Source organism: Bradyrhizobium sp. WYCCWR15520, assembly GCF_056174665.1.
Genome location: NZ_JBWBWM010000006.1, coordinates 75,474 through 97,020 on the forward strand (window position 1 = coordinate 75,474; position 21,547 = coordinate 97,020).

16 protein-coding genes are annotated in these 21,547 nt (G+C 64.0%); 2 read left to right on the forward strand and 14 right to left on the reverse strand.

The window, feature by feature from the left end:
• The first annotated feature begins 126 nt into the window (after nt 1-126).
• Together AC0QUY_RS08530 and AC0QUY_RS08535 are read left to right on the forward strand one after the other, a co-directional pair.
• Nucleotides 127-1,404: a multidrug effflux MFS transporter gene (locus AC0QUY_RS08530; RefSeq protein WP_475386503.1), complete on the forward strand. Its 1,278-nt coding sequence runs from the start codon at nt 127-129 to the stop codon at nt 1,402-1,404.
• 261 nt (nt 1,405-1,665) lie between these two features.
• Nucleotides 1,666-2,271 (forward strand): WG repeat-containing protein, encoded by a 606-nt coding sequence (locus AC0QUY_RS08535; RefSeq protein WP_475386504.1) that lies wholly within the window; start codon nt 1,666-1,668, stop codon nt 2,269-2,271.
• Between the two features lie 184 nt (nt 2,272-2,455).
• Here the strand turns inward: AC0QUY_RS08535 and ligA are convergent, their stop codons facing one another.
• The 14 genes from ligA to AC0QUY_RS08605 form a co-directional block, all read right to left on the reverse strand.
• Nucleotides 2,456-4,603, reverse strand: a complete 2,148-nt coding sequence (gene ligA, locus AC0QUY_RS08540) for an NAD-dependent DNA ligase LigA (protein ID WP_475386505.1) — start codon at nt 4,601-4,603, stop codon at nt 2,456-2,458.
• A gap of 16 nt (nt 4,604-4,619) precedes the next feature.
• The gene (gene recN, locus AC0QUY_RS08545) at nt 4,620-6,293 is read right to left on the reverse strand and encodes a DNA repair protein RecN (RefSeq protein WP_475386506.1); all 1,674 of its coding nucleotides are present in this window, start codon (nt 6,291-6,293) and stop codon (nt 4,620-4,622) included.
• Between the two features lie 13 nt (nt 6,294-6,306).
• On the reverse strand, nt 6,307-7,206 hold the full coding sequence (locus tag AC0QUY_RS08550) for an outer membrane protein assembly factor BamD (protein ID WP_161849446.1): 900 nt from the start codon (nt 7,204-7,206) through the stop codon (nt 6,307-6,309).
• Between the two features lie 323 nt (nt 7,207-7,529).
• Complete coding sequence (gene lpxC / locus AC0QUY_RS08555) at nt 7,530-8,489, reverse strand: UDP-3-O-acyl-N-acetylglucosamine deacetylase (RefSeq protein WP_161849447.1); 960 nt, start codon at nt 8,487-8,489, stop codon at nt 7,530-7,532.
• A gap of 340 nt (nt 8,490-8,829) precedes the next feature.
• Nucleotides 8,830-10,638 (reverse strand): cell division protein FtsZ, encoded by a 1,809-nt coding sequence (gene ftsZ, locus AC0QUY_RS08560; protein ID WP_475386507.1) that lies wholly within the window; start codon nt 10,636-10,638, stop codon nt 8,830-8,832.
• A gap of 88 nt (nt 10,639-10,726) precedes the next feature.
• Nucleotides 10,727-12,046, reverse strand: a complete 1,320-nt coding sequence (gene ftsA / locus AC0QUY_RS08565; protein ID WP_161849449.1) for a cell division protein FtsA — start codon at nt 12,044-12,046, stop codon at nt 10,727-10,729.
• Nucleotides 12,043-13,038 carry a cell division protein FtsQ/DivIB gene (locus tag AC0QUY_RS08570; protein ID WP_475386508.1) on the reverse strand — a complete coding sequence of 332 codons (996 nt, stop codon included), beginning with the start codon at nt 13,036-13,038 and terminating at the stop codon, nt 12,043-12,045. Before AC0QUY_RS08570 ends, ftsA begins: the two co-directional genes overlap by 4 nt.
• A gap of 314 nt (nt 13,039-13,352) precedes the next feature.
• Nucleotides 13,353-14,345, reverse strand: a complete 993-nt coding sequence (locus AC0QUY_RS08575; RefSeq protein WP_475386509.1) for a D-alanine--D-alanine ligase family protein — start codon at nt 14,343-14,345, stop codon at nt 13,353-13,355.
• Nucleotides 14,346-14,456: 111 nt separating this feature from the next.
• Nucleotides 14,457-15,377, reverse strand: coding sequence for a UDP-N-acetylmuramate dehydrogenase (gene murB / locus AC0QUY_RS08580; RefSeq protein ID WP_475386510.1), 921 nt, complete (start codon nt 15,375-15,377; stop codon nt 14,457-14,459).
• Nucleotides 15,378-15,379: 2 nt separating this feature from the next.
• A complete protein-coding gene (gene murC, locus AC0QUY_RS08585) occupies nt 15,380-16,783 on the reverse strand; it encodes a UDP-N-acetylmuramate--L-alanine ligase (RefSeq protein ID WP_475386511.1) in 1,404 nt (467 codons plus the stop codon).
• Between the two features lie 138 nt (nt 16,784-16,921).
• Nucleotides 16,922-18,022, reverse strand: coding sequence for an undecaprenyldiphospho-muramoylpentapeptide beta-N-acetylglucosaminyltransferase (murG, locus tag AC0QUY_RS08590; RefSeq protein ID WP_475386512.1), 1,101 nt, complete (start codon nt 18,020-18,022; stop codon nt 16,922-16,924).
• A 126-nt stretch (nt 18,023-18,148) separates the two neighbouring features.
• On the reverse strand, nt 18,149-19,300 hold the full coding sequence (gene ftsW / locus AC0QUY_RS08595; protein ID WP_475386513.1) for a putative lipid II flippase FtsW: 1,152 nt from the start codon (nt 19,298-19,300) through the stop codon (nt 18,149-18,151).
• 306 nt (nt 19,301-19,606) lie between these two features.
• Nucleotides 19,607-21,055 (reverse strand): DUF5107 domain-containing protein, encoded by a 1,449-nt coding sequence (locus AC0QUY_RS08600; protein ID WP_475386514.1) that lies wholly within the window; start codon nt 21,053-21,055, stop codon nt 19,607-19,609.
• Between the two features lie 168 nt (nt 21,056-21,223).
• Nucleotides 21,224-21,517, reverse strand: a complete 294-nt coding sequence (locus AC0QUY_RS08605; RefSeq protein WP_475386515.1) for a hypothetical protein — start codon at nt 21,515-21,517, stop codon at nt 21,224-21,226.
• Between the last annotated feature and the right edge of the window lie 30 nt (nt 21,518-21,547).

Sequence of the window (21,547 nt, forward strand, 5' to 3'; positions counted from 1 at the left end):
AAGTAGAATCCAGCGGCCCAGCCTCGTACCCCGCCTCCCCAATTCAGCATGGCCGCATGCCGAAACGGTCGTTTTCGTTCTGACCCGCCCCGCTACAGTCGATCCAACCAACAGGATCTGAACTGAATGCACGGCGTCATGGGCAAGCCGCCCGGCGCGGCGGCGAATGCCGTTGCGACCTCGAAAATCATGCTGTTGATGCTGGTCGCGATGACCGGCGTCGCGCCGATCTCGCTTTACATGCTGGTGCCGGCGTTGCCCGTGCTGGCGACCACATTCGGCGGCGATATCTCGGTCGCGCAGATGACGGTGTCGCTCTACATGGTCGGCATCGCCTGCTCGCAGCTCATCATGGGGCCGCTGTCGGACAAGTTGGGCCGCCGCCCGGTGCTGCTCGCCGGCCTCGCCCTGATGGTGGTGGCCAGCATCGGCTGTTCGCTGGCGCAGACGCTGCCACAACTGATTGCCGCGCGCTTCCTGCAGGCGCTGGGCGGCGCCACCGGCATGGTGGTGAGCCGCGCCATCATCCGCGACCTCTACAGCCGCGAACGTATCAGCTCCATGATCAGTCTCGTCATTGCCGTCATGATGATGGCGCAGATGCTGAGCGCACTCGTCGGCGGTTTGCTGGAAACCGCGTTCGGCTGGCGCGCGATCTTCTATTTCATCACGGCGGCTTCGCTCAGCGTCGCGGTGCTGATCGCCATGGCGCTGCCCGAAACGCGCCGCGTCCGCAGCCAGAGCAGCAGTTTTCGTGGCGATATCAGCAGCCTGATCCGCAACCGCGCTTTCATCGGCTATGTGCTGTGCCAGGTGCTGGCGTCGCAGATCATTTTCATGTTCGCCGGCGGCGGACCCTACATCGTGGTGACGCAGATGGGCCGCACCACGGCCGAATACGGCGCCTGGTTTGCGACGACGGGTTTCGCCTATCTGATCGGCAATGTGTTCTGCGTCCGCTTCGCGCCGCGCCAGTCGCTGGAGCGGCTGATCTGGTTCGGGCTGGCGCTGCAATTTGCCGGCGCCCTGCTCAACCTTGTCTTCAGCCTCACCGGCACCAATCAGGCGCCGCTCTGGCTGTTCGGTACCCAGATGATCGTGATGGTCGCCAATGCCTTCGTGATGAACAACGCCGCGGCCGGTGCCATCAGCGTCCGCCCCGAAGCCGCTGGCACCGCCTCCGGCGCCATGGGCTTTCTGCAGCAAGGCGTCGGCGCGCTGGTCTCGCAATTCGGCGCCTATCTCGGCGGCCACTCTACCACCACGTTGCCGCTGACCGCCGCAATCTTCGCACTCTCGATCGCCTGCGCCTCGGCGATGTTCTTTCTCGTGCCGCAGCGAAACGTCGTAGTCAGTGAGGAACTGAAGGAGAAGGCGGAGGAGGAAGAACAGGGGATGTTATGAGGAGCGCGAAAATTGCCGGCACCGTCATTGCGAGCGCAGCGAGGCAATCCATAGCGTCTCATGGGGGTAGATGGATTGTTTCGTTCGCGGAGCCTGTCATCAGGCGCGCATTCGCGCGACCCGTTGGCTCCTCGCAATGACGAACTTGTCCTGCCTCACGACGCAATTGCCAGCCAAACAAATCAATCCCATTACTTTCTTACGCCGCAATGGATTGCTTCGCTTCGCTCGCAATGACGACTGCAACGACGAGCGTACATCATGCCTGATTTTCTCAAGATCGTTGCGCTGGGCGCCCTGCTCGTACTCTCATCCAGGCCAGTCATGGCGATTGACCGGGGCACGGTTACGCCGGCGGTCTTCGACTGCTGGGAGCCCGAGCGCATTTTCAAGCAATGCGCGGCAACCGGCCCCGACGGGCGGCCGCGCCTGAAGCGATCCTTTTTGGCTCGACTTCGATATGACCGCGATGGGTTGGCTTCCGTCTTGCTAATGGATGGGACCGACAAGCAAAAAAGCCAATGGTATTACGTTCGACGCGGCGTCATCCCGGTGCCGGTCAAAGTGATGGATAACGGACCGGACTATTTCGAGGACGGTCTCGCGCGATCGCCGGTCGGCGGCAAGATTGGATATATTGACCGCAAACTCAATCTCGTGATCCCGGCGACGTATGACGGCGCCTATCCGTTCAAGGATGGAGTTGCCGTTGTCTGCACGGCTTGCACGCTTGTCTTTGACAACACCGTCACTGAAGGCGAGCGTAGCTGGTACGAGGGCGGACAATGGGGACGCATCGACCGCAGGGGACGCGTGGTCTCACCCTTCCGGCCGTGGGAGAAAGGCAAGCGCTTCGATTTCGACTGACGGGTGAACTCTTGTGATTTATCCGAAAGCCACTGCTCGCAGCTCTCCCTCCCGTCATTGCGAGCGGAGCGAAGCAATCCATCGTGCCACACGCTGAGACATGGATCGCTTCGTCGCGGAGCCTGTCATCGGGCGCGCATTCGCGCGACCCGTTGGCTCCTCGCAATGACGGCGAGAGAACCGCTCACTCCCCGATCAGCTTCAGCCACTCGTCCTCGGTCAGCACCTGCACGCCGTGCTTCTTGGCCTCCGCCAGCTTTGATCCCGCGCCCGGCCCGGCGACGACATAGTCCGTCTTCTTCGACACCGAGCCGGCGGCCTTGGCGCCCAGCCGCTCAGCCTTCGCCTTGGCTTCGTCCCGCGTCATCTTTTCCAGCGAGCCAGTGAACACCACGGTCTTGCCGGCGACGGCCGAATTGCTCTTTGGCTTTTCGGCGTCGATGATCTCGTTCAGTTCCTTCACCAGCCGCTCGACGATGCCGCGGTTGTGACTTTCGCCGAAATAGGCGGCGACGCTCTTGATCACGGTGTCGCCGATCTGGTCCAGCGCGTCCATCTCCGCGATGGTCTCCTCGTCGCCCTTGGCGACCGCAAGGCAGGCGTCGTGGAACGCGTCCCACGAACCGTAGCCGCGCGCCAGGGCCAGCGCCGTGGTCTCGCCGACATGGCGCATGCCGAGCGCGTAGATAAAACGCTCCAGTGCAATGCGTCGGCGGTTCTCGATCGCAGCGAACAGGTTGCGCACCGAAGTTTCGCCGTAACCCTCGATCTCTTCAAGCTTGAGCTTGGCGTTGCGCTTCGGCAGCGTGAAGATATCAGCCGGTTCGGTCACCCATCCATGATCGAAGAAATACTGAAGCTGCTTCTCGCCGAGCCCGTCGATGTCGAACGCCCGCCGCGACACGAACAGCTTTAAATGCTCGATCTTCTGGAACGGACAGGCGAACTCGCCGGTGCAGCGGGCGCGCGAGCCCTCCTCGCCGGTGGCCGTCTCCTCGCGCACAACGTCAGTGTGCAGCGGGCACGGGCATTTCTTCGGGAAGTGAAATTCCTTGGCGCCTTTCGGCCGCTTGTCGATGACGACATCGACCACCTGCGGGATCACGTCGCCGGCGCGCTGGATCACGACGGTGTCGCCGATCCTGATATCGCGGCCCTCGCGCAACACTTCGCCCTTGTTGCCGATGCCCTTGATGTAATCCTCGTTGTGCAGCGTGACGTTCTGCACGATGACGCCGCCGACGCCGACCGGCTCCAGCTTGCCGACCGGCGTGAACGAACCGGTGCGGCCGACCTGGATCTCGATGTCGCGCAGCACCGTCATCGCGCGCTCGGCCGGGAATTTGTGCGCGACGCCCCAGCGCGGCGTGCGCGAGACGAAGCCGAGCCGCTCCTGCCAGTCGATGCGGTCGACCTTGTAGACGACGCCGTCGATATCGTAGTCGAGCTCGGCGCGCTGCTCCTCGATCTTGCGGTGGAAGGCGATGAGTTGATCGACGGAATGACACAGCTTGGTCAGCGGATTGGTCTTGAAGCCGCAGCGCTCGAACCAGTGGATCATGCCGGTCTGCGTGCCTTCCGGCATCGCGCTCATCTCGCCCCAGGCATAGGCGAAGAAACCGAGCGGGCGCGATGCCGTGATGCTTGGGTCCTTCTGACGTAGCGAGCCCGCAGCCGAATTGCGCGGGTTGGCGAAGATGGTGTCTCCCGCGGCTTTCTGGCGTTCGTTGAGAGCAAGGAACGCCTTCTTCGTCATGTAGACTTCGCCGCGCACCTCGCAGACATCGGGGACGTTGCGCCCTTTCAATTTCTGCGGCACATCTTCCAGTGTGCGGATATTGGCGGTGACGTCCTCACCTTCCGCGCCGTCGCCACGGGTGGCGGCGGTGACGAGCTCGCCGCCCTCATAGCGCAATGACATCGAGAGACCGTCGATCTTCGGCTCGGCGGAAAAATCGACCTTGTCATCCGGCAGCTTCAGGAACCGTGTGATGCGACCGACGAAGTCGATCACGTCCTGCTCGGCAAAGGCATTGTCGAGCGACAGCATCGGCAGCGCATGCCGGACCTTTTTGAAACGCCCCGACGGCGCGGCGCCGACCTTTTGCGACGGCGATTCCGCGCTGACGAACTCCGGAAATCGTTTTTCAATGGCATTGAAGCGCTGCCGCAACGCGTCGTATTCGGCGTCGGTCACGCTTGGCGCGTCTTCCTGATAATAGCGCTTGTCGTGCCCTTCGAGCTCCAGCGCCAGCCGCATGTGCTCGACCTTGGCCTGCGCCTTGGTGAGCTTTTCGACATCGACGAGAGTCTTTTTCGCTTTCACAGCCATGGCCGCGTGCCACCGCCTACGCCGTCGCCGCGCGCAGCAGCCGCTCCGCCGCCGCCCTCGCCTCTGCGGTGATCTCGGCGCCGGCCAGCATGCGGGCGATTTCCTCGCGGCGGTGGTCGGCGGCGAGCGCGTTGACGCGGGTGGCGACGCGCTTGCCCTTGTCGAGCGCGTCCTTGGATATCAAAAGATGCTGGCTGGCCCTTGCAGCCACCTGCGGCGCGTGCGTCACCGCCATCACCTGGACCTGGCCGGCCAGGCGCGCCAGCCGCGAGCCGATCGCGTCGGCCACGGCGCCGCCGACGCCGGTATCGATTTCGTCGAACACCAGTGTCGGCGCCGAACCGCGGTCGGCCAGCACCACTTTCAACGCCAGCAGGAAGCGCGACAGCTCGCCGCCGGAGGCGACCTTCATCAGCGGCCCCGGCTTCGTCCCCGGATTGGTCTGCACCCAGAACTCGACGCGATCGATGCCTTGCGGTCCCGGCGACTTCGCATCCGCTTCGACCTGGGTCGTGAACTTCGCGCGCTCGAGTTTCAGCGGCGCCAGTTCGGCATTGACGGCCTTGTTGAGTTTTTCGGCTGACTTGATCCGGGCCGCGGACAGTTTTTCGGCCGCCGCGCCGTAGCGCTGGTCGGCCTCGGCAGCAGCCGCTTCCAGTTTCTTCAGCCGGTCGGCGCCGGCATCGATTAGCGCGACGTCGGAGACGAATTTCGCGGCGAGCGCCGCGAGCCCATCCACCGGTGTCGAATATTTGCGCGAGGCGGCACGAAGCGCAAACAGCCGCTCCTCGATGCGCTCGAGCTCGGCGGGATCGAAATCGGCCGCGACGAGCGCTGCACTGAGATGCTGGTCCGCCTCTTCCAGCGCGTTGATCGCGATGTCGATCGCCCTCACTGCCGGCTCGACCAGCGCCGGCGAATTGGCGGCGCGGCGTTCGAGGCGGCGCACGGCGGCCGCCAGCGCCGGTACCGGCGAGTTGTTGCCGCCGACCGCCTCCTGCGCCTCGCGCAGGTCGCTGGCGATCTTCTCGCCCTGCATCATGATGGTCCGGCGTTCGGCGAGCGTCGTCTCCTCGCCGTCCTTCGGCTTCAACGCTTTGAGTTCGTCGGCGGCGTGGCGCAGATAATCCGCCTCGCGGGCGGCGCGCTCCATGCTGGCGCGGTGCTCACCCAGCGCCTGGTTGGCGGTGCGCCGCGCCTCCCACAGCGTCTCCAGCGCCGCGACTTCCTTCTCCAGCCCGGCAAAGGCATCGAGCAACTGCCGGTGCGTCGAGGCATCGACCAGCGCGCGCTCGTCATGCTGGCCGTGAATCTCGACCAGGACGGCGCCGACGGCCTTCAAGGTCTGAACGCTGATCGACTGGTCGTTGATGAAGGCGCGGGTGCGGCCGTCGGCAAGCTGCACGCGGCGGAGAATCATCTCGCCGGTGTCGTCGAGACCGTTCTCGGAAAGGATCTTCGTCGCCGGGTGGCCCTTGGGCACATCGAAGGTGGCGGTCACCTGGCCCTGTTCCGCGCCATGGCGGACGAGGCCCGAATCGCCGCGGCCGCCGAGCGCCAGCGCGAAGGCATCGAGCAGGATGGATTTCCCCGCGCCGGTTTCGCCGGTCAGTACCGCGAGGCCACGGGAGAATTCGATATCGAGCCGTTCGATCAGGACGATGTCACGGATCGACAGACGCGCGAGCATGCGAAGTTATTTCCTAGCCGAGACCCATCTTCTTGAAGGCCCTGGAAATATAGGAACCCTTGTTCTCGCTCGGCTCGAGACCGCCGGACTTTACAAGATTATAGGCGTCCTTGTACCAGCGGCTGTCAGGAAAATTGTGCCCAAGTACGGCCGCTGCCGTCTGCGCCTCGCCGACGATGCCGATCGACATATAGGCCTCGGTCAAGCGCGCCAGCGCTTCCTCGACATGCCGCGTGGTCTGGTAGCGGGTGACCACGGTCTTGAAGCGGTTGATGGCGGCAGTGTAGTCACGCCGTTCCATGTAATAGCGGCCGACGTCCATTTCCTTGCCGGCGAGCTGGTCGCGCGCGCCTTCGAGCTTGGCCTTGGCGGAATTGGAGTATTCCGAGGTCGGATATTTGCGAATCACCTCTTCCAGCGCCGCGATCGCCTTTTCGGTGCGGGCCTGGTCGCGGGAGATGTCCGGGATCTGGTCGTAATGCGAGGCCGCGATCAGGTATTGCGCGTAGGCCGCATCGGGGCTGCCGGGATGCAGCGTGACGTAACGGGTCGCAGCGCCAATGCAGCTATCGTAGTCGCCCTGATTGTAGAAGGAATAGGCCGACATCAGCAGCGATTTGCGCGCCCAGTCCGAATAAGGGTGCTGACGGTCGACTTCCTCGAATTTCTTCGAGGCCGCCTTGTTATCCTTGCGCTGGTTCATCAGGTACAAGCCCTCATTGTAGAGCTTGTCCGCGGGCTCCTCGTTGAAGGTGTCGTCCTTCTGGGTGAACTTGTCCCACAGCGCGCCGGTGCCGCAGCCGCTCAAGGGAATCGCGAGCGCAATCAGGCCCGCTGCCAGCCGCAACGACCGTCCGAGGCTGGAAAGCCTGAGTGAATTGCTGGGTTCAAGCGTCATACGCTGTGCCGACATGGAATCTGTGACCTGACGCCCTGTGATGCGACTGATGAATGAGCCCGCCCGTCCGTGAACCGTCGTCATGGACGTCATATTCCCCGTGCCCATTCCCCGAACTCAATGCGTTTGGTGCCCAATTCTTCAAGGCCCGTTGCGCACTGTCGTGCAGCCGCGGGCCTCTCTAGCCGAAAAATGGTTCTCGACCAACCGAATACGCAGCCAATTCGCCCGGATTAAGGCGGCTCGCCTGCCTCGTTACCAATTGTGGTTATTACGGAAAATGCGCCCATGCGGCGCAAAACGGCTCAGAAATTCAAAGATTTTGCAAAGACGGGCGTTCAGGAAACGTCCGGGCCGTAGGCTGGGGCGATCATGCCGCCCACCATGCCCGCGCCCGCCTCGACATGGCTACGGGGACGGCGTGCCGGCTCGGCATCGACCACCCGCCAGGCGCTGCGATCGGCCAGCAGGGCCGTCAGCACGGCGTGGTTCAGCTTGTGGCCGCCGCGCACCGAACGATAGGCGCCGAGCAGCGGCAGACCGGCCAGGGTAAGATCGCCGACCGCGTCCAGCACCTTGTGACGGGCGCATTCGTCGCTGAAGCGGAAGCCTTCGGGGTTGAGCAGGCGGGTATCGTCGAACACCACCGTATTCTCAAAGGAAGCGCCGAGCGCAAAGCCGGCGCTCCAGAGCCGCGCCTGGTCGTTCATGCAGCCGAAGGTCCGGGCGCGGGAAATCTCGCGGCGGAAGCTTTCGGGGCTGAGATCGATCGAATAATTCTGGCGGCCGATCACGGGGTTGGCGAAGTCGATCTCGACCTCGACACGGAACCCGTTGGCATGCGGGCGCAGCTCGCCAAAGCTGTCGCCGATCGCGACCTGGACCGGCTTCAGCACCTGAATGAAGCGGCGGGAGGCCGACTGGGTGACGATGCCGGCCTGATCGATGGCGGCAACGAAGGCAGCCGAGCTGCCGTCCATGATCGGAACTTCGGGGCCGTCGACTTCGATGATGGCGTTATCGACTCCCATGCCGCGCAAGGCAGCGAGGACATGTTCGGCGGTGGAAACCAGCGGGCCCTCGCGGTCGCCGAGAACGGTGGCAAAATCGGTGGCGGTAACGGATTCCGCGATCGCGGGAACTTCGCGGTCAGCCTCATCGAGGCCGGTGCGGACAAAAATAAAACCCGCATCCACGGGAGCAGGTCCAAGCGTCAGGCTGACAGGTAAACCGGAATGGACGCCAACGCCCGTTACGGTGGCTTGCGCACGAAGCGTCGTTTGGCGGCTGAATTTCATCGATAACTGCCCACTACCCGACTTAACCTAAAGACAGGAACCGCGCGCTAGCGCCGATTCGCGTTCTAGGCATCCCCAAGTCACGGCAGACCATAATCATTTCCCAAAGGTCGCCAACTCACGCTTCTTTACGGATTGTTACCCTATCTCTGCCGCATTCACGCCAAGGGTTAACCAAATTCCGGCACGGCCGCCTCCGGTTCCAACTGTGACATTTGAGCACTTAAAGCATAATTAACTCTTTAAAATCAGCCGGTTAGAGAAACACTCACCGTTCCAAAGAGAAAGGCCCCGGCGAGGTCAGCCGGGGCCTTGCGAGTCGCCTCAATTGTTACAAAGCTCAGTTGGCCTGCCTTCGCAGGAAGGCCGGGATATCAAGATGGTCGTCTCCCTGTGGCGCCGAGGCAACAGGTGCGGGGCGGCCATGAACGTCAAGCCCCTGCGGCGCCGGCCGTTTTGCGTACTCGGATACCGGGTCGTGATTCGCCATTTGCTGGGCGACGGTGCGCTGCGGCTTGCGCTCGGGGAGCGGCGGCAGCGGCGCCATTGCCGGGCCGGAGGCACGCGCCGCGATCGGCGGCTCGTTCTCCTCGTCGCGGCGGCCGAGGCCGACATTGGCCAGCCGCTGCAACAGCGACAGCTTGGACTTCTGCGGATGCTCTTCCTCTGCCTCGCCGCGGGCCTGCCGGATTTCGGCCTGCGCCGGCATCGGGAGATCCTCGAACTTCGGCATCCGCGGCGTGCGGACCGGCGGACGTTCGGCGGCCTGCGGGATGAAGGTTTCGGGCGCCGACGGCTCGGGCTCGACGCGAGCGGCTTCCTTGTGGTCCGGGAACAGCGACGGCTTCTGCGCAATCGGGCGAACCGTGACATCGCCATAGGAGGCCGGCTGGATCGGCGCAGCGGCGGCAGGTTCCGGCGCGACCGCCGCGGCGATGGCGGCGAGCGCCGCGCGCTCGACATTGCCGCGCGGGGCCGGCGCAGCGCCCGGTGCGGGACCCGGAGCGATCATCTGCGGCGCAGCCGTCGGCTCGAGCTTCTGGGCGCGCTCGGCCAGACGCGCATTATCGGCGCGCAGGCGAGCGGTCAGTTCGGCCAACCGGTTGTCCGGCGAAGCCGGGGTAGCGGCGGCCGGGGCAGCGCCAGCAGCGGCGGCAGGGGTGCTCGCGTTGCGCGCGATCTGCGACTGGTCGATGCCGGTCGCGACCACGGACACGCGGATGATGCCGTCCAGCGATTCGTCGAAGGTGGCGCCGACGATGATGTTGGCGTCCTGGTCGACTTCCTCGCGAATCCGGGTGGCGGCTTCGTCGACCTCGAACAGGGTCAGGTCCTTGCCGCCGGTGATCGAGATCAAGAGGCCGCGCGCACCCTTCATTGATGAGTCGTCGATCAGCGGGTTGGCGATCGCAGCTTCCGCCGCGGTCAGCGCACGCTTCTCGCCGGTCGCCTCGCCGGTGCCCATCATCGCCTTGCCCATCTCACGCATCACGGCGCGGACGTCGGCGAAGTCGAGGTTGATCAGGCCTTCTTTCACCATCAGGTCGGTGATGCAGGCGACGCCGGAATAGAGCACCTGGTCGGCCATCGCGAAGGCGTCGGCGAAGGTGGTCTTTTCGTTGGCGACCCGGAACAGGTTCTGGTTCGGGATGATCAGCAGCGTGTCGACCACCTTGTGCAGTTCGGCAATGCCGGACTCGGCGGTGCGCATGCGGCGCTGGCCTTCGAAGTGGAACGGTTTGGTGACGACGCCGACGGTGAGGATGCCCATGTCGCGCGCGGTCTTGGCAATCACAGGCGCTGCGCCGGTGCCGGTGCCGCCGCCCATGCCGGCGGTGACGAACACCATGTTGGCGCCCGAGAGGTGGTCGCGCAGTTCGTCGATGACTTCCTGCGCAGCCGCCGCGCCGACATCAGGCTGGGACCCCGCGCCGAGGCCCTGCGTCACCTGGGTGCCCATCTGCACGATGCGCTGGGCCTTCGACATCGTCAGCGCCTGCGCGTCGGTGTTGGCGACGACGAAATCGACGCCCTGCAACCCGGCAGTAATCATGTTATTGACGGCATTGCCGCCTGCTCCACCGACGCCGAAGACGGTAATCCGCGGTTTCAGCTCGCTGATGTCAGGGGGGGTCAGATTGAGTGCCATGGTTGCCTCTCCTACGACGCGCGCGTTGGTTCGCCCCGGCCGACGGCCGCGGGATTTGGTGAAAATCGTTTGGTCATTGGACCGGTCATCAGAAGCCCTCGCGAAGCCATCGTCCGACCTTTCCGAAATAGCCGTCAGTCCCTGTCCTGAGCTGCCGCGTGTGCCGCGGTTCGACGTGTTCCAGATGAGCGTATTGCGGATAGACTAGGAGGCCTGCGGGCACCGCGAACGAGGCGCTCTTGGCCTCGTTGGGCAGCCGGCCGAAGCCGAGCGGACGGCCGATGCGGACCGGCCGGTTGAGAATGCGGGCGGCGAGTTCGACCGTGCCGGTGAGCTGGGAGGCGCCGCCGCTCAACACAACCCGCGCCCTCGGCTCTGCCGCAAAGGGGGAATCCGCGAGCCGGTCCCGGACCATTTCAAAAATCTCCTCCGCGCGATGCCGGACGATGTTGGCAATCGTGGCGCGCGAGACGATCTGCGGCGCATCGTGTTCCTCGCCCGCAGTCGGTACAGACATCAGCTCGCGCGCATCGGACCCGCCGGTCAGCACGGTGCCATATAACGTCTTGATTCGCTCGGCATCCGCAATGCATGCGCCGACGCCGCGTGCAAGATCCATCGTGACGTGCTGGCCGCCGAGCGCAAAACCGCTCGCATGGACGAACCGGCCGCCGGAATAGGTCGCGATCGTGGTCGAACCTGCGCCCATTTCGACCACGGCGGCGCCGAGATCCGCCTCGTCGTCGGTCAGCACCGACAGGCCTGCGACATAAGGACTCGCCGCCATGGCCTCGACGTTCAGATGGCAGCGCTCGACCACCAGCATCAGATTGCGGGCAACGGTGGCATCCACCGTCACCACCTGCATGTCGACGCCGAACTGCCGGGCCACCATGCCGCGGGGGTCACGGATGCCCTTGACGCCGTCGAGCGCGTAGCCGACGGGGAGCGCGTGAAGCACCGTGCGCCCCTCGCCGGTGGCGTGGCGCATGCCGGTGGAAGTCACGCGGGTGACGTCATCGGAGGTGACCGCGCCGCCCCTGATATCGGCGGCAGCCTCAACAAGCTGGCCCTGCAACCGGCCGCCGGAAACCGACAGCAATACCGACTCGACGCGGACCTTGGCCATGCGTTCGGCCAGCGCCACCGCCTGGCGCACCGCCTGCTCGCATTCGGCGAGATCGATCACCGCGCCGGCCTTGACGCCGCGCGACTGGATCTGGCTGTAGCCGATCAATTCCACCGCATGGCTGCGGCCGCGCAGCGCCTCGCTCGGCGGCGACGGCTTCAGCCGCGCGATCATGCAGGCGATCTTGCTGGTGCCGATATCGAGCGAGGCCACCAGCGCCGTGCGCTTGTGGTCGACGGGCCGCGTCTTCGGGGTCTGGTTGCGATCGAGGCCGGTCATGCTGAATCACCGGGCTTTTTCTTGGTCTTCTTGTCCTTGAACAGCTCTTCGCGGGCCTTCGCCGCGTCTTCCGACAATTGCACCGTGAGCCTATCAGGCAGGCGCATGTCGACGGCAACGATGTCGCGCGAGAACAGCCGGTCTTCCTTGTCGAGCTTGCTGAGCATGGCCAGTGCATTGCCGACGTCGTTTTCCGGCAGGCGGATGTCGAGGCCGTCCTTCAGCCGCAAATTCCAGCGCCGCTCGCCGACGAGGATCGCCGCCTTGGTGACCGCGCGAACCTGCGGATAACGGTCGAGCAACGCGAGGAAATCGCGGGCCTTGAGGTCGGCGCCCTTCCCCACCACCAGCGGCAGCGTCACGAAGCGGCGCGACACATAGGGCTCCAGCACGGCGCCGTCCTCGGAGATCACGGACAGCCGGCCACCCTGCTGCCACAGCGCGAACGCCGTGCGCTCGACGAGGTCGATCTGCAACTGGCCGGGATAGAGCTTCAGGATGGTCGCATCAGCGATCCACGGATTGGCCTTGAGCTTGTCGCGCAGGGTGGCGGCATCGAGGAACAGCAGCGACGAGCGGCCATTGACGCCGCCGATCGCGAGCACCTCGTCCTGGCTCAATTGCCTACGGCCATTGATGATGACTTCGGTAATGCGGAATCCGGCCGAATTGGCCAGCGCATTGCGCGTGTCGCTGAGTGCGGTCGTGAATGCGTCGAGGTGACCGCCCTTGACGATGCCAAAGCCGGCGCTGCCGAGCAGCATCAGGACGGTCAAGGCGACGCCGAGGCGATTCGGAAGGTAGCGCTCGACCAGACGGACCATGCGATTCGACGGCTCGCGATCAATCACAGGTTTGGCCGGGGTCCGGGCCCGGGCGCGACGGCCCAGCCACTCGCGCAGCAGCACGACCGCTCCAATAGCGGCTGCTTTCAGGTCAGCCTGGGGCCCCACCGATCTCACCGACCGCGTGAGGCGTCCTGCACCATCCATTGCACGAGCCTGTCCAAGTGTTGTTCCCGCAAGCGTTTTTGCGGGTCTTCGCGAGTCTTGGCTCAGATGACGTCTCGGCCGTGCCGGACTTAAGTGCTGACCTGAAGTCGGAACAGCGCACACCCCGGCAGCCAAGCGCCACATGCGCCGCCAGCGTTAACCTTCGGACTTACTGGTAAACAAAGTGTAAAAACGCGGGGGTGCGGGTGCGTTTTGATGCGTCTTTTGAGTAGTTTGCCGCTCAACTGTTAGGATTTTGAAACAATTTTAGTGGTCAGGCCCCCGGTTCCCCGTTAACTCCCGGCCGGGACAGGTCAAGTCCGGCCGCGGGCACGCCGTTCGGCCAAGGCAATCTGATCGCGCAGGAAATCCGGAAACTCGATCCCCTGGACCTTGAGCGCCTTCGGGTAGAGCGAAGCCGCGGTCAGGCCCGGCAAGGTGTTGGTTTCCAGATAGACCAGCCCCCTCTCCGAGACGATGAAGTCGGTCCGGGAATAGCCGGTGCAAGACAGCGCCTTGTGCGCGCGGAGCGCCTGATCCTGCAGTTGCGCCGTGATTTCAGGCGAGAAGCGCCCCGGGCAGATCTCCTGAGTCGATTTCAGCAGATATTTCGCCGTGTAATCGAAGGTGCCCTCCCCCGGGACAATCTCGATCGGCGGAAGCGATATTGTCGTCCCATCCGATTGCTCCAGCACGCCGCAGGTTGCTTCCACGCCGGCGATGTACACCTCGATCAGATATTCCTCGGTCTTGGCGGCGTTGCGGACCGCGACGAGATCCTGCTTGGCGTTGACGAAGATCAGGCCATAGCTCGAACCGTCGCGCGCCGGCTTTGCGATCAGCCTGCCGTAATCGGCAAACGCCGCGTCAAGGTTTTCCAGGGCGACGCCGTCCGGCGTTGCAACCCCCGCAATCGCCACAAACCGTTTCGCCGCGGTCTTGTCGAAGGCGAGGTTCGACGACGCCGAGCCGGAGCCGGTGAAGGGAATGCCGCGGATTTCGCACATCGCCTGCAGTTCGCCGTTCTCGGCCCGGCCGCCGTGCAGGCCGAGTACCAGCACGCGATCCTCGGCCTTGGCCTTGTCCAGCGCCGCCTCGAGCGCGATGCCGCGGTTGGCCGGCTTGAACTCATCCTCGAAGGGACGCGAATGCTCTAGCAACGCCTTCGAATCGACCTCATGAACGGTATCCGCCACATGCCAGAACCAGAGATCGGCTTCCGGCAAGGCGCGGTGCAACGCCTGCGCGCTCGCCACCGAAACCAGTCGCTCTTTATTGGTGCCGCCGAAGAGAATGGTTGTCCGCATCAGCCTCTACCTATCCGTCATTCCGCTATCGGTCATTCCGGGATGCTCCGAAGGAGCAGACCCGGAATCTCGAGATTCCGGGTTCGCGCTGCGCGCGCCCCGGAATGACGACTATGCAGGAATCCCGATCCGCTTGATTTCCCAATGTAGCTCTATGCCCGAATTCGCTTTAACCCGCTCGCGCACGGTTTCGCCCAAGGTTTCAATATCATGGCCGGTGGCGTTGCCGGTGTTGATGAGGAAATTGCAGTGCATTTCCGACACCTGCGCCCCGCCGACGCGCAAGCCCCGGCAGCCGGCGGCGTCGATCAGTTTCCAGGCGCTGTTGCCGGGCGGATTCTTGAAGGTCGACCCGCCGGTCTTTTCGCGAATCGGCTGAGCGGTTTCGCGGTGATTCTGCACCTCGTTCATCCGCGCGCGAATGGTTTCAGCGTCGGTGATCTGTCCGCGAAAACGCGCAGAGGTAAAAATGATCGAAGTGTCGACGCCGCTGTTGCGATAGACGAACTTCATGTCGGCATTGGAGAAGACATGCCTGGTGCCGTCGCGGCCGACGCCGACGGCATCGAGCAGCACGTCCTTGGTCTCGCTGCCATTGGCGCCAGCATTCATCCGCAGCGCGCCGCCGATCGTGCCGGGAATGCCGAAGAAGAATTCCATGCCGCCGATCGTGGCGGCCGCCGCCGTTTCCGCCACGCGCTTGTCGAGCGCGGCCGTGCCGGCGCTGACGATGTCGCCCTCGGCTCTGGTCTCGCCGAACGCCCGTGGCGACAGGCGGATCACCACACCTTCCATGCCGCCGTCGCGCACGATCAGGTTGGAGCCGACGCCGACGACATAGACCGGCAACTCCTTCGGAAGCAGCTTCAAGAAGTAGGCGAGATCGTCTTCATCCGCCGGCGTAAACAGCACCTGCGCCGGCCCGCCGACGCGAAACCAGGTCAACTCCGCCAACGACTGGTTTGCGAGCAACCGCCCGCGGAGCTGCGGCATCGCGGCTTTCAGATCGGGCGTGATGTCGGGAAAAGCCACTGTTACCCCAACGCTTTCAATTCGCCGGGCAGTGCGTAGGCCCATTGCGTGATGTTGCCGGCGCCGAGGCACACGACGAGGTCGCCAGAGCCTGCGAGGCCGTGAACGATTTTTGCCAGCTCCGCCGGACCCGGTAGCGGGATCACCTCGCGATGGCCGTGGGCGCGCAGGCCGGTGACGAAATGGTCGCGGTCGATACCTTCGATCGGCGCCTCGCCGGCCGGATAGACCTCGGCGACGATGACCGCATCGGCATCGTTGAAGCAGGTGCAGAACTCCTCGAACAGCGACTGCAGCCGGGTGTAGCGATGCGGCTGCACCACGGCGACGACCTTGCCGTTGGTGGATTCACGTGCCGCTTTAAGAACGGCCGCGATCTCGACGGGGTGATGGCCGTAATCGTCGATCACGGTAACGCCGTTCCACTCGCCGGTCCGGGTGAAGCGCCGCTTGACGCCGCCAAAACCTGCGATCGCCTTGCGGATCGCGTCGTCGGACATGCCGAGTTCATGCGCCACCGCGATCGCCGCCGTCGCGTTCGAGGCGTTGTGGCGCCCCGGCATCGGCAGCATGAGATCCGCGATCTCATGGGTGGCGTCGGTCTTGCGGTTGCGGAACACGACCTTGAATGTCGAGCCGCCGCCGTTCGGCGTCAGGTCGACCAGCCGCACGTCGGCCTGCGGGTTCTCGCCATAGGTGATGATGCGGCGGTCCTCGATCTTGCCGACCAGGCTCTGCACCACGGGATGATCGGTGCACATGACCGCAAAGCCGTAGAACGGTACGTTCTCGACGAAATTACGGAACGCCTCCTGGATCGCCTCGAATGTCCTGAAGTGATCGAGATGCTCGGGGTCGATGTTGGTGACGATCACGACATCGGACGGCAGTTTCAGGAACGTGCCGTCGCTCTCGTCCGCCTCGACCACCATCCAGTCACCCGCCCCGAGCCGCGCGTTGGAACCGTAGGCGTTGATGATGCCGCCGTTGATGACGGTGGGATCGAGACCGCCGGCATCGAGCAGCGTCGCGACCATCGTGGTCGTCGTGGTCTTGCCATGGGTGCCGGCGATCGCGACGCAGCTTTTCAGCCGCATCAGTTCGGCCAGCATTTCGGCACGGCGCACCACGGGGATGCGCTGGGCGCGCGCCGCCATCAATTCGGGATTGTCGCGCTTGATCGCGGTCGAGACCACGACGACGTCGGCGCCGTCGACATTCTCTGGCCTGTGGCCAACCGAGACCTTGACGCCCTTCTCCCGCAGCCGGGCGACATTGCCGCTCTCGGAGGCGTCCGAACCCTGCACGGTGTAGCCGAGATTGACCAGCACCTCGGCGATGCCACTCATGCCGATGCCGCCGATCCCGACGAAGTGAATGGGTCCGATCTCGCGCGGCAGTCTCATGAAACGTTCCCTATCGTCATCATCCGTGAAGGCGGATGATCCGGTATCCCGCGAAGCCGACGCTCAAATCAGCCTTGCGGAGTACTGGATGCCCCGCTTTGGAAGCCGCTGACAAGGGGCAATTTTGCGGACAACCGTCTAGATTCCGGCGGTTTTCATCACCAGATCGGCCAGCCGTTCGGCGGCGTCGAGCCGGCCGACCTGGCGCGCGGCAGCGGCCATCGCGGTCAGCCGGGCGGGCTCGGCGGCAAAGGCGGAGATTTCGGCCGCGAGCCGATCGGGCGTGAATTCGCCCTGCGGGATCCGCAAGGCGCCCTCCACCTTGGCCAGCACGCCGGCATTGGCGAACTGGTCCTGGTCGATCGCGCCCGGCAGCGGCACCAGAATCGAGGGCCGGCCGATCGCGGCGAGTTCCGCCACGGTGCCGGCGCCGGAACGCGAGATCACGAGATGGCTGGACGCCAGCCGCGCCGGCAGGTCGGCAAAGAACGGCGCGAGTTCAGCCTTGATCTTGAGCCGGTCATAGATCGCGCGCACCCGCGCCATGTCTTCCTCGCGCACCTGCTGGGTCAGGACTATGCGGCTCCACAGCACCGGCTCGAGCCGCTCGACGGCTGGCGGCACGATGTCGCTCATCACCCGCGCACCCTGGCTGCCGCCGACCACCAGAAGGCGCAGCGGCCCGTTCGGTTCGGGCGACGCAAACGGCTCAGCGGCGGCGGCAAGGATCGCAGGGCGCATCGGTGTGCCGACAGTCGTGGCCTTTCCCGCAAGCGCGGGATCGCGATCGAGCACGCCCGGCAGCGAGGTCGCGATCGCGTTGACGCGGCCGGCGAGAAAGCGGTTGGCCCGGCCGAGCACGGCATTGGCATCGTGAATGATGGCGGGCACACCGAGCAGCCGCGCCGCGATCAAGGGCGGCAGCGTCGGATAGCCGCCGAAGCCGACCACGGCCGCGGGCTTTAGCCGCCTCACCAGGTTGATTGCGACGCCCGTTCCGTAACCGAGCGTGATGACGGTGCGCGCCAGCGATACGGGATTGCGGCCGCGCACGGTCTCGCTCGGCACCACGTCGATATTGTCGCGGGTAAAGAGCCCGCTGTAGCGCAGCGCACGGGCATCGGTGGCGAGCCGCACGCGCAGGCCACGTTTGATCAGTTCGACGCCGAGCGCTTCGGCCGGAAACAGATGGCCGCCGGTACCCCCGGCGGCCAGCAGAATGAGAGACGTGTCAGTCATTGTACAATCTTTGCAGCCGTCATTGCGAGCGCAGCGAAGCAATCCATAGCGCGGCGGAACGGAAAGATGGATTGCTTCGTCGCTGGCGCTCCTCGCAATGACGAAAAGCGCGTCTTTTCGGCTACGTCAAGCGTATCCGCGCGCCACGCCGGCGGCGTTCATCGATTCCACCTCGGTGCGCGGACGCTGCCGCGTCAGCGCCAGCATCATGCCGACGCCATAGGCCAGCGAGATGATCGACGAGCCGCCATAGGAGATGAACGGCAGCGTCATGCCCTTGGCCGGGATCAGTTGCAGGTTCACCGCCATGTTGATCGCCGCCTGCACGCCGAACAGGATCGCGAGCCCGGAGGCGGCAAAGCGCGCGAACATGTCCTCGCTGGCATAGGCGCGCATCAGCGTACGGATCACGACGAAGGCAAACAACGCAACCAGCGCCAGGCAGAGGATGATGCCGAATTCTTCCGCGGCCACCGCGAACACGAAGTCGGTGTGGCTGTCCGGCAGGCTGCGCTTGGCGATACCTTCGCCGGGCCCGAGCCCGAACCAGCCGCCGTTCCAGAACGCTTCCATCGCCATGTCGACCTGGAAGGTGTCGCCGGAGGCCGGATTCATGAAACGCTTGATGCGGCCCGCGACGTGCGGAACCAGCAGATAGGCGCTGAACAATCCCGCGGCGGCCGCGCCGGCAAGGCCGGCCACCCAGATCATCCGCATGCCGGCGATAAAGAACAGCGCGCCCCACACCATCAGGATCAGTATGGTCTGGCCGAAATCCGGCTCCATCACCAATAGCGCCACCAGCATCAACAGCAGCGCCATCGCCATCGAGGTCGCCGGCATTTCCGGCCGCTTGGTCGATTCCGCAAACAGCCACGCCGCCATCACGACGAAGGCAGGCTTGGCGGATTCGGACGCCTGGATGTTGACGCCGAGCAGCGTGATCCAGCGCCGCGATCCCTTCACCTCGGCGCCGAAGACCAGCGTCGCCACGATCAGGATAACGCTCACCACGAACACCAGTAGCGCCAACCGGCGGATCTGCTTCGGCGACAGGAACGACACCCCGACCAGCACTAGCAGAGACGGCACCAGGAACAGCATGTGCCGGCTGAAGAAGTGGAAGGGATCGAGCCCGATCCGGGTCGCCACCGGCGGGCTCGCCGCCAGCGACAGGATCACGCCACCCAGCATCAGCGCCATGATCGCGCCGAGCAGCAGCTTATCCACGGTCCACCACCAGTCCGAAAACGGGGTGCGTTGGTCACGGTGGAGCATGGGCGTCCCCAAATGGCAGAGGTACGCCCATTGGTGGAGCAGGATGGTTTATGGGGGGTTAATGGGATGGGTAAAACTTTTTAGATAGAACTCGGTCGCGTCCAACTAAAAGTCGTCATACCCGCGAAGGCGGGTATCCAGTACGCCGCGGCTTCTCCGTTCGATTACCGGCATCTCTGGAATACTGGGTCATCCGCTTTCGCGGGTGACGACAGTTCGTAGGATGGGTGGAGCGAAGCGATACCCATCAATTGCGTTGGCGAAAGATGATGGGTTTCGCTGCGCTCTACCCATCCTACGGTCAAACTACTTTATCCTCGTCTCGGCCGCGATCAGCTCTTTGCCTTCCGCGGTCCTGATCGTGAGCTTCACCTGTTCGCCGCTGCCGCCGGCCGGGATCGTCGCGGAAATGCGGTTTCCGTTTTTCGGGTCGGCTTCCACGGCGTCGTCGAACAATATTGCATCACCGCGTTTCAACGTTACGCGCAACGGCGTTGCCGGTTCGATACTGAAGAACTGAAGATGCACGCCCGCTGCCGTGGCTGACAAATTGATCAGGATATTCTCGTTCGCATGCGTCACGTTGCTCATGCCGACGGTCGGGCTGTAGGTCTCCGGAATCGACACCTCGCCGCGCGCGGGAAGCGTAGCGCGGTGGAAAAACTGATCCGATACGCCTGCCCACAGTTCGACGTAAGGCCGCGCTTCGCTCGGGTCCTTGCGCGCGTCGGTCTCGTTCGTGAACGACTGATATCCCCACGTCCACATCTTCAGGCCGCGTGTGACCGTATTGTCGGCGATGCGGATGATCCCCTCCTCGTTGTCGTGGTTGATCACACCCCAAAAATTCCCGCCCTGCATATCGGGCGCCGCGTAGGCGATGCCCATCGTCGGCCAGTTCTTGAAGTAACGCAACTTTTCGAAACGGCTCCTGCCCGCACCGGCGCTCTCGTCGCCTTCGGACAGATTGGCCGACCAGCGGGGCGTGCTGTAGGCCTCAATCGGCGCGATGATTTCGGCACCGCCGGTCGTCTTGGGATTGTTCGGGTCCGATCCCGGCGCGAGCGTCGTGCACGTCCAGTACTCGTAATCGACCGCGTTGGCTTGCGGGTTTTTCAGAACCACACGCGTGTCGAGCGCGGCGCGATCGGCTTTCATCGTGACATAGTAAGTCGCTTCAATACCCGTCGGCCCCTTGATAAACGGCTTTGGTGCCGCGGAATAGGCGACGTCATCCTTGAGCGACATCGATACCGTCACTTCGCCGGTGCTCTCCTTCACGACCTTCAAATCCCACGGCTTCAGCCATGCCCTGCCGTGCTCGGGATCCGGGAATGTAGGGAAAATGCCGCCATACACCATCAGCCAGTCGTAGTAGAAATTGCCAGCTTTCATGCCGTAAGGCACGCCTACTTCCGTGCGATAGAGCTGTTCGTGGCCGGTCGGCTTGTAAATGATGGAAAGAATGCGCCCGCCAAATTCGGGGACGAGCGTTACCTTCAGATAGCGATTCTCCAGCACGTGGGCCTTGAACGTGCGATCGACGATGGTCTGCTTGTCGAGCGACCCGTCGACGAATCCGTTCTCCGCGGAGGTCGCGTGCTTGACGGTGCTCCACGTGATCGTCGACTCGCTGAGAGATACGCTGTCGGACTCCGGCGAAGCCGCATCTACCGGGGAATAAAACGCGGAGGTCACCGAAAACACCGCAAGAGCGAAACGAACACGGGTACGTGCCGGAGCATGAATTGCCATTTGCGACACCCTCGAATGAGCAGGATGCAGGATGGGTAGAGCGAAGCGAAACCCATCAATCCGGTAACCGCTGCCAGCTATTATTTAGGGTGGGCCGCGCAAGGCGACACCCCCTTCCAGCGATGTGTGGGCGCGTCGTGTCGCAACGCCGGCCGCCCCATCTCGGGCTTACGGGCGGGGTGCTCTCACAAACCGATACGGTACGCCGCCGAAAGCCAGGGTCAGGACGCCATCCTCAGCGAACGAAAATTGCGTGCGTTCAACACGCGGCGCTGATGGCTGGTCCGTGACGATGGTCGAATCCTCGACTCGATACCGAAGATTGATGATTTGGCGCTTGTCGCGCTCGCGAATTGTGTATCGCAGCCCGCCACTCTCATCGAATTCAAGCAGCACGTCTCCCAAGTTCGCCAGCGCTTGCGCATCCGTCTTATCAACTATCCACGCGCCCGGCAGATTCATGCGCAATCCCGAAATTGAGCCGTCGATGCC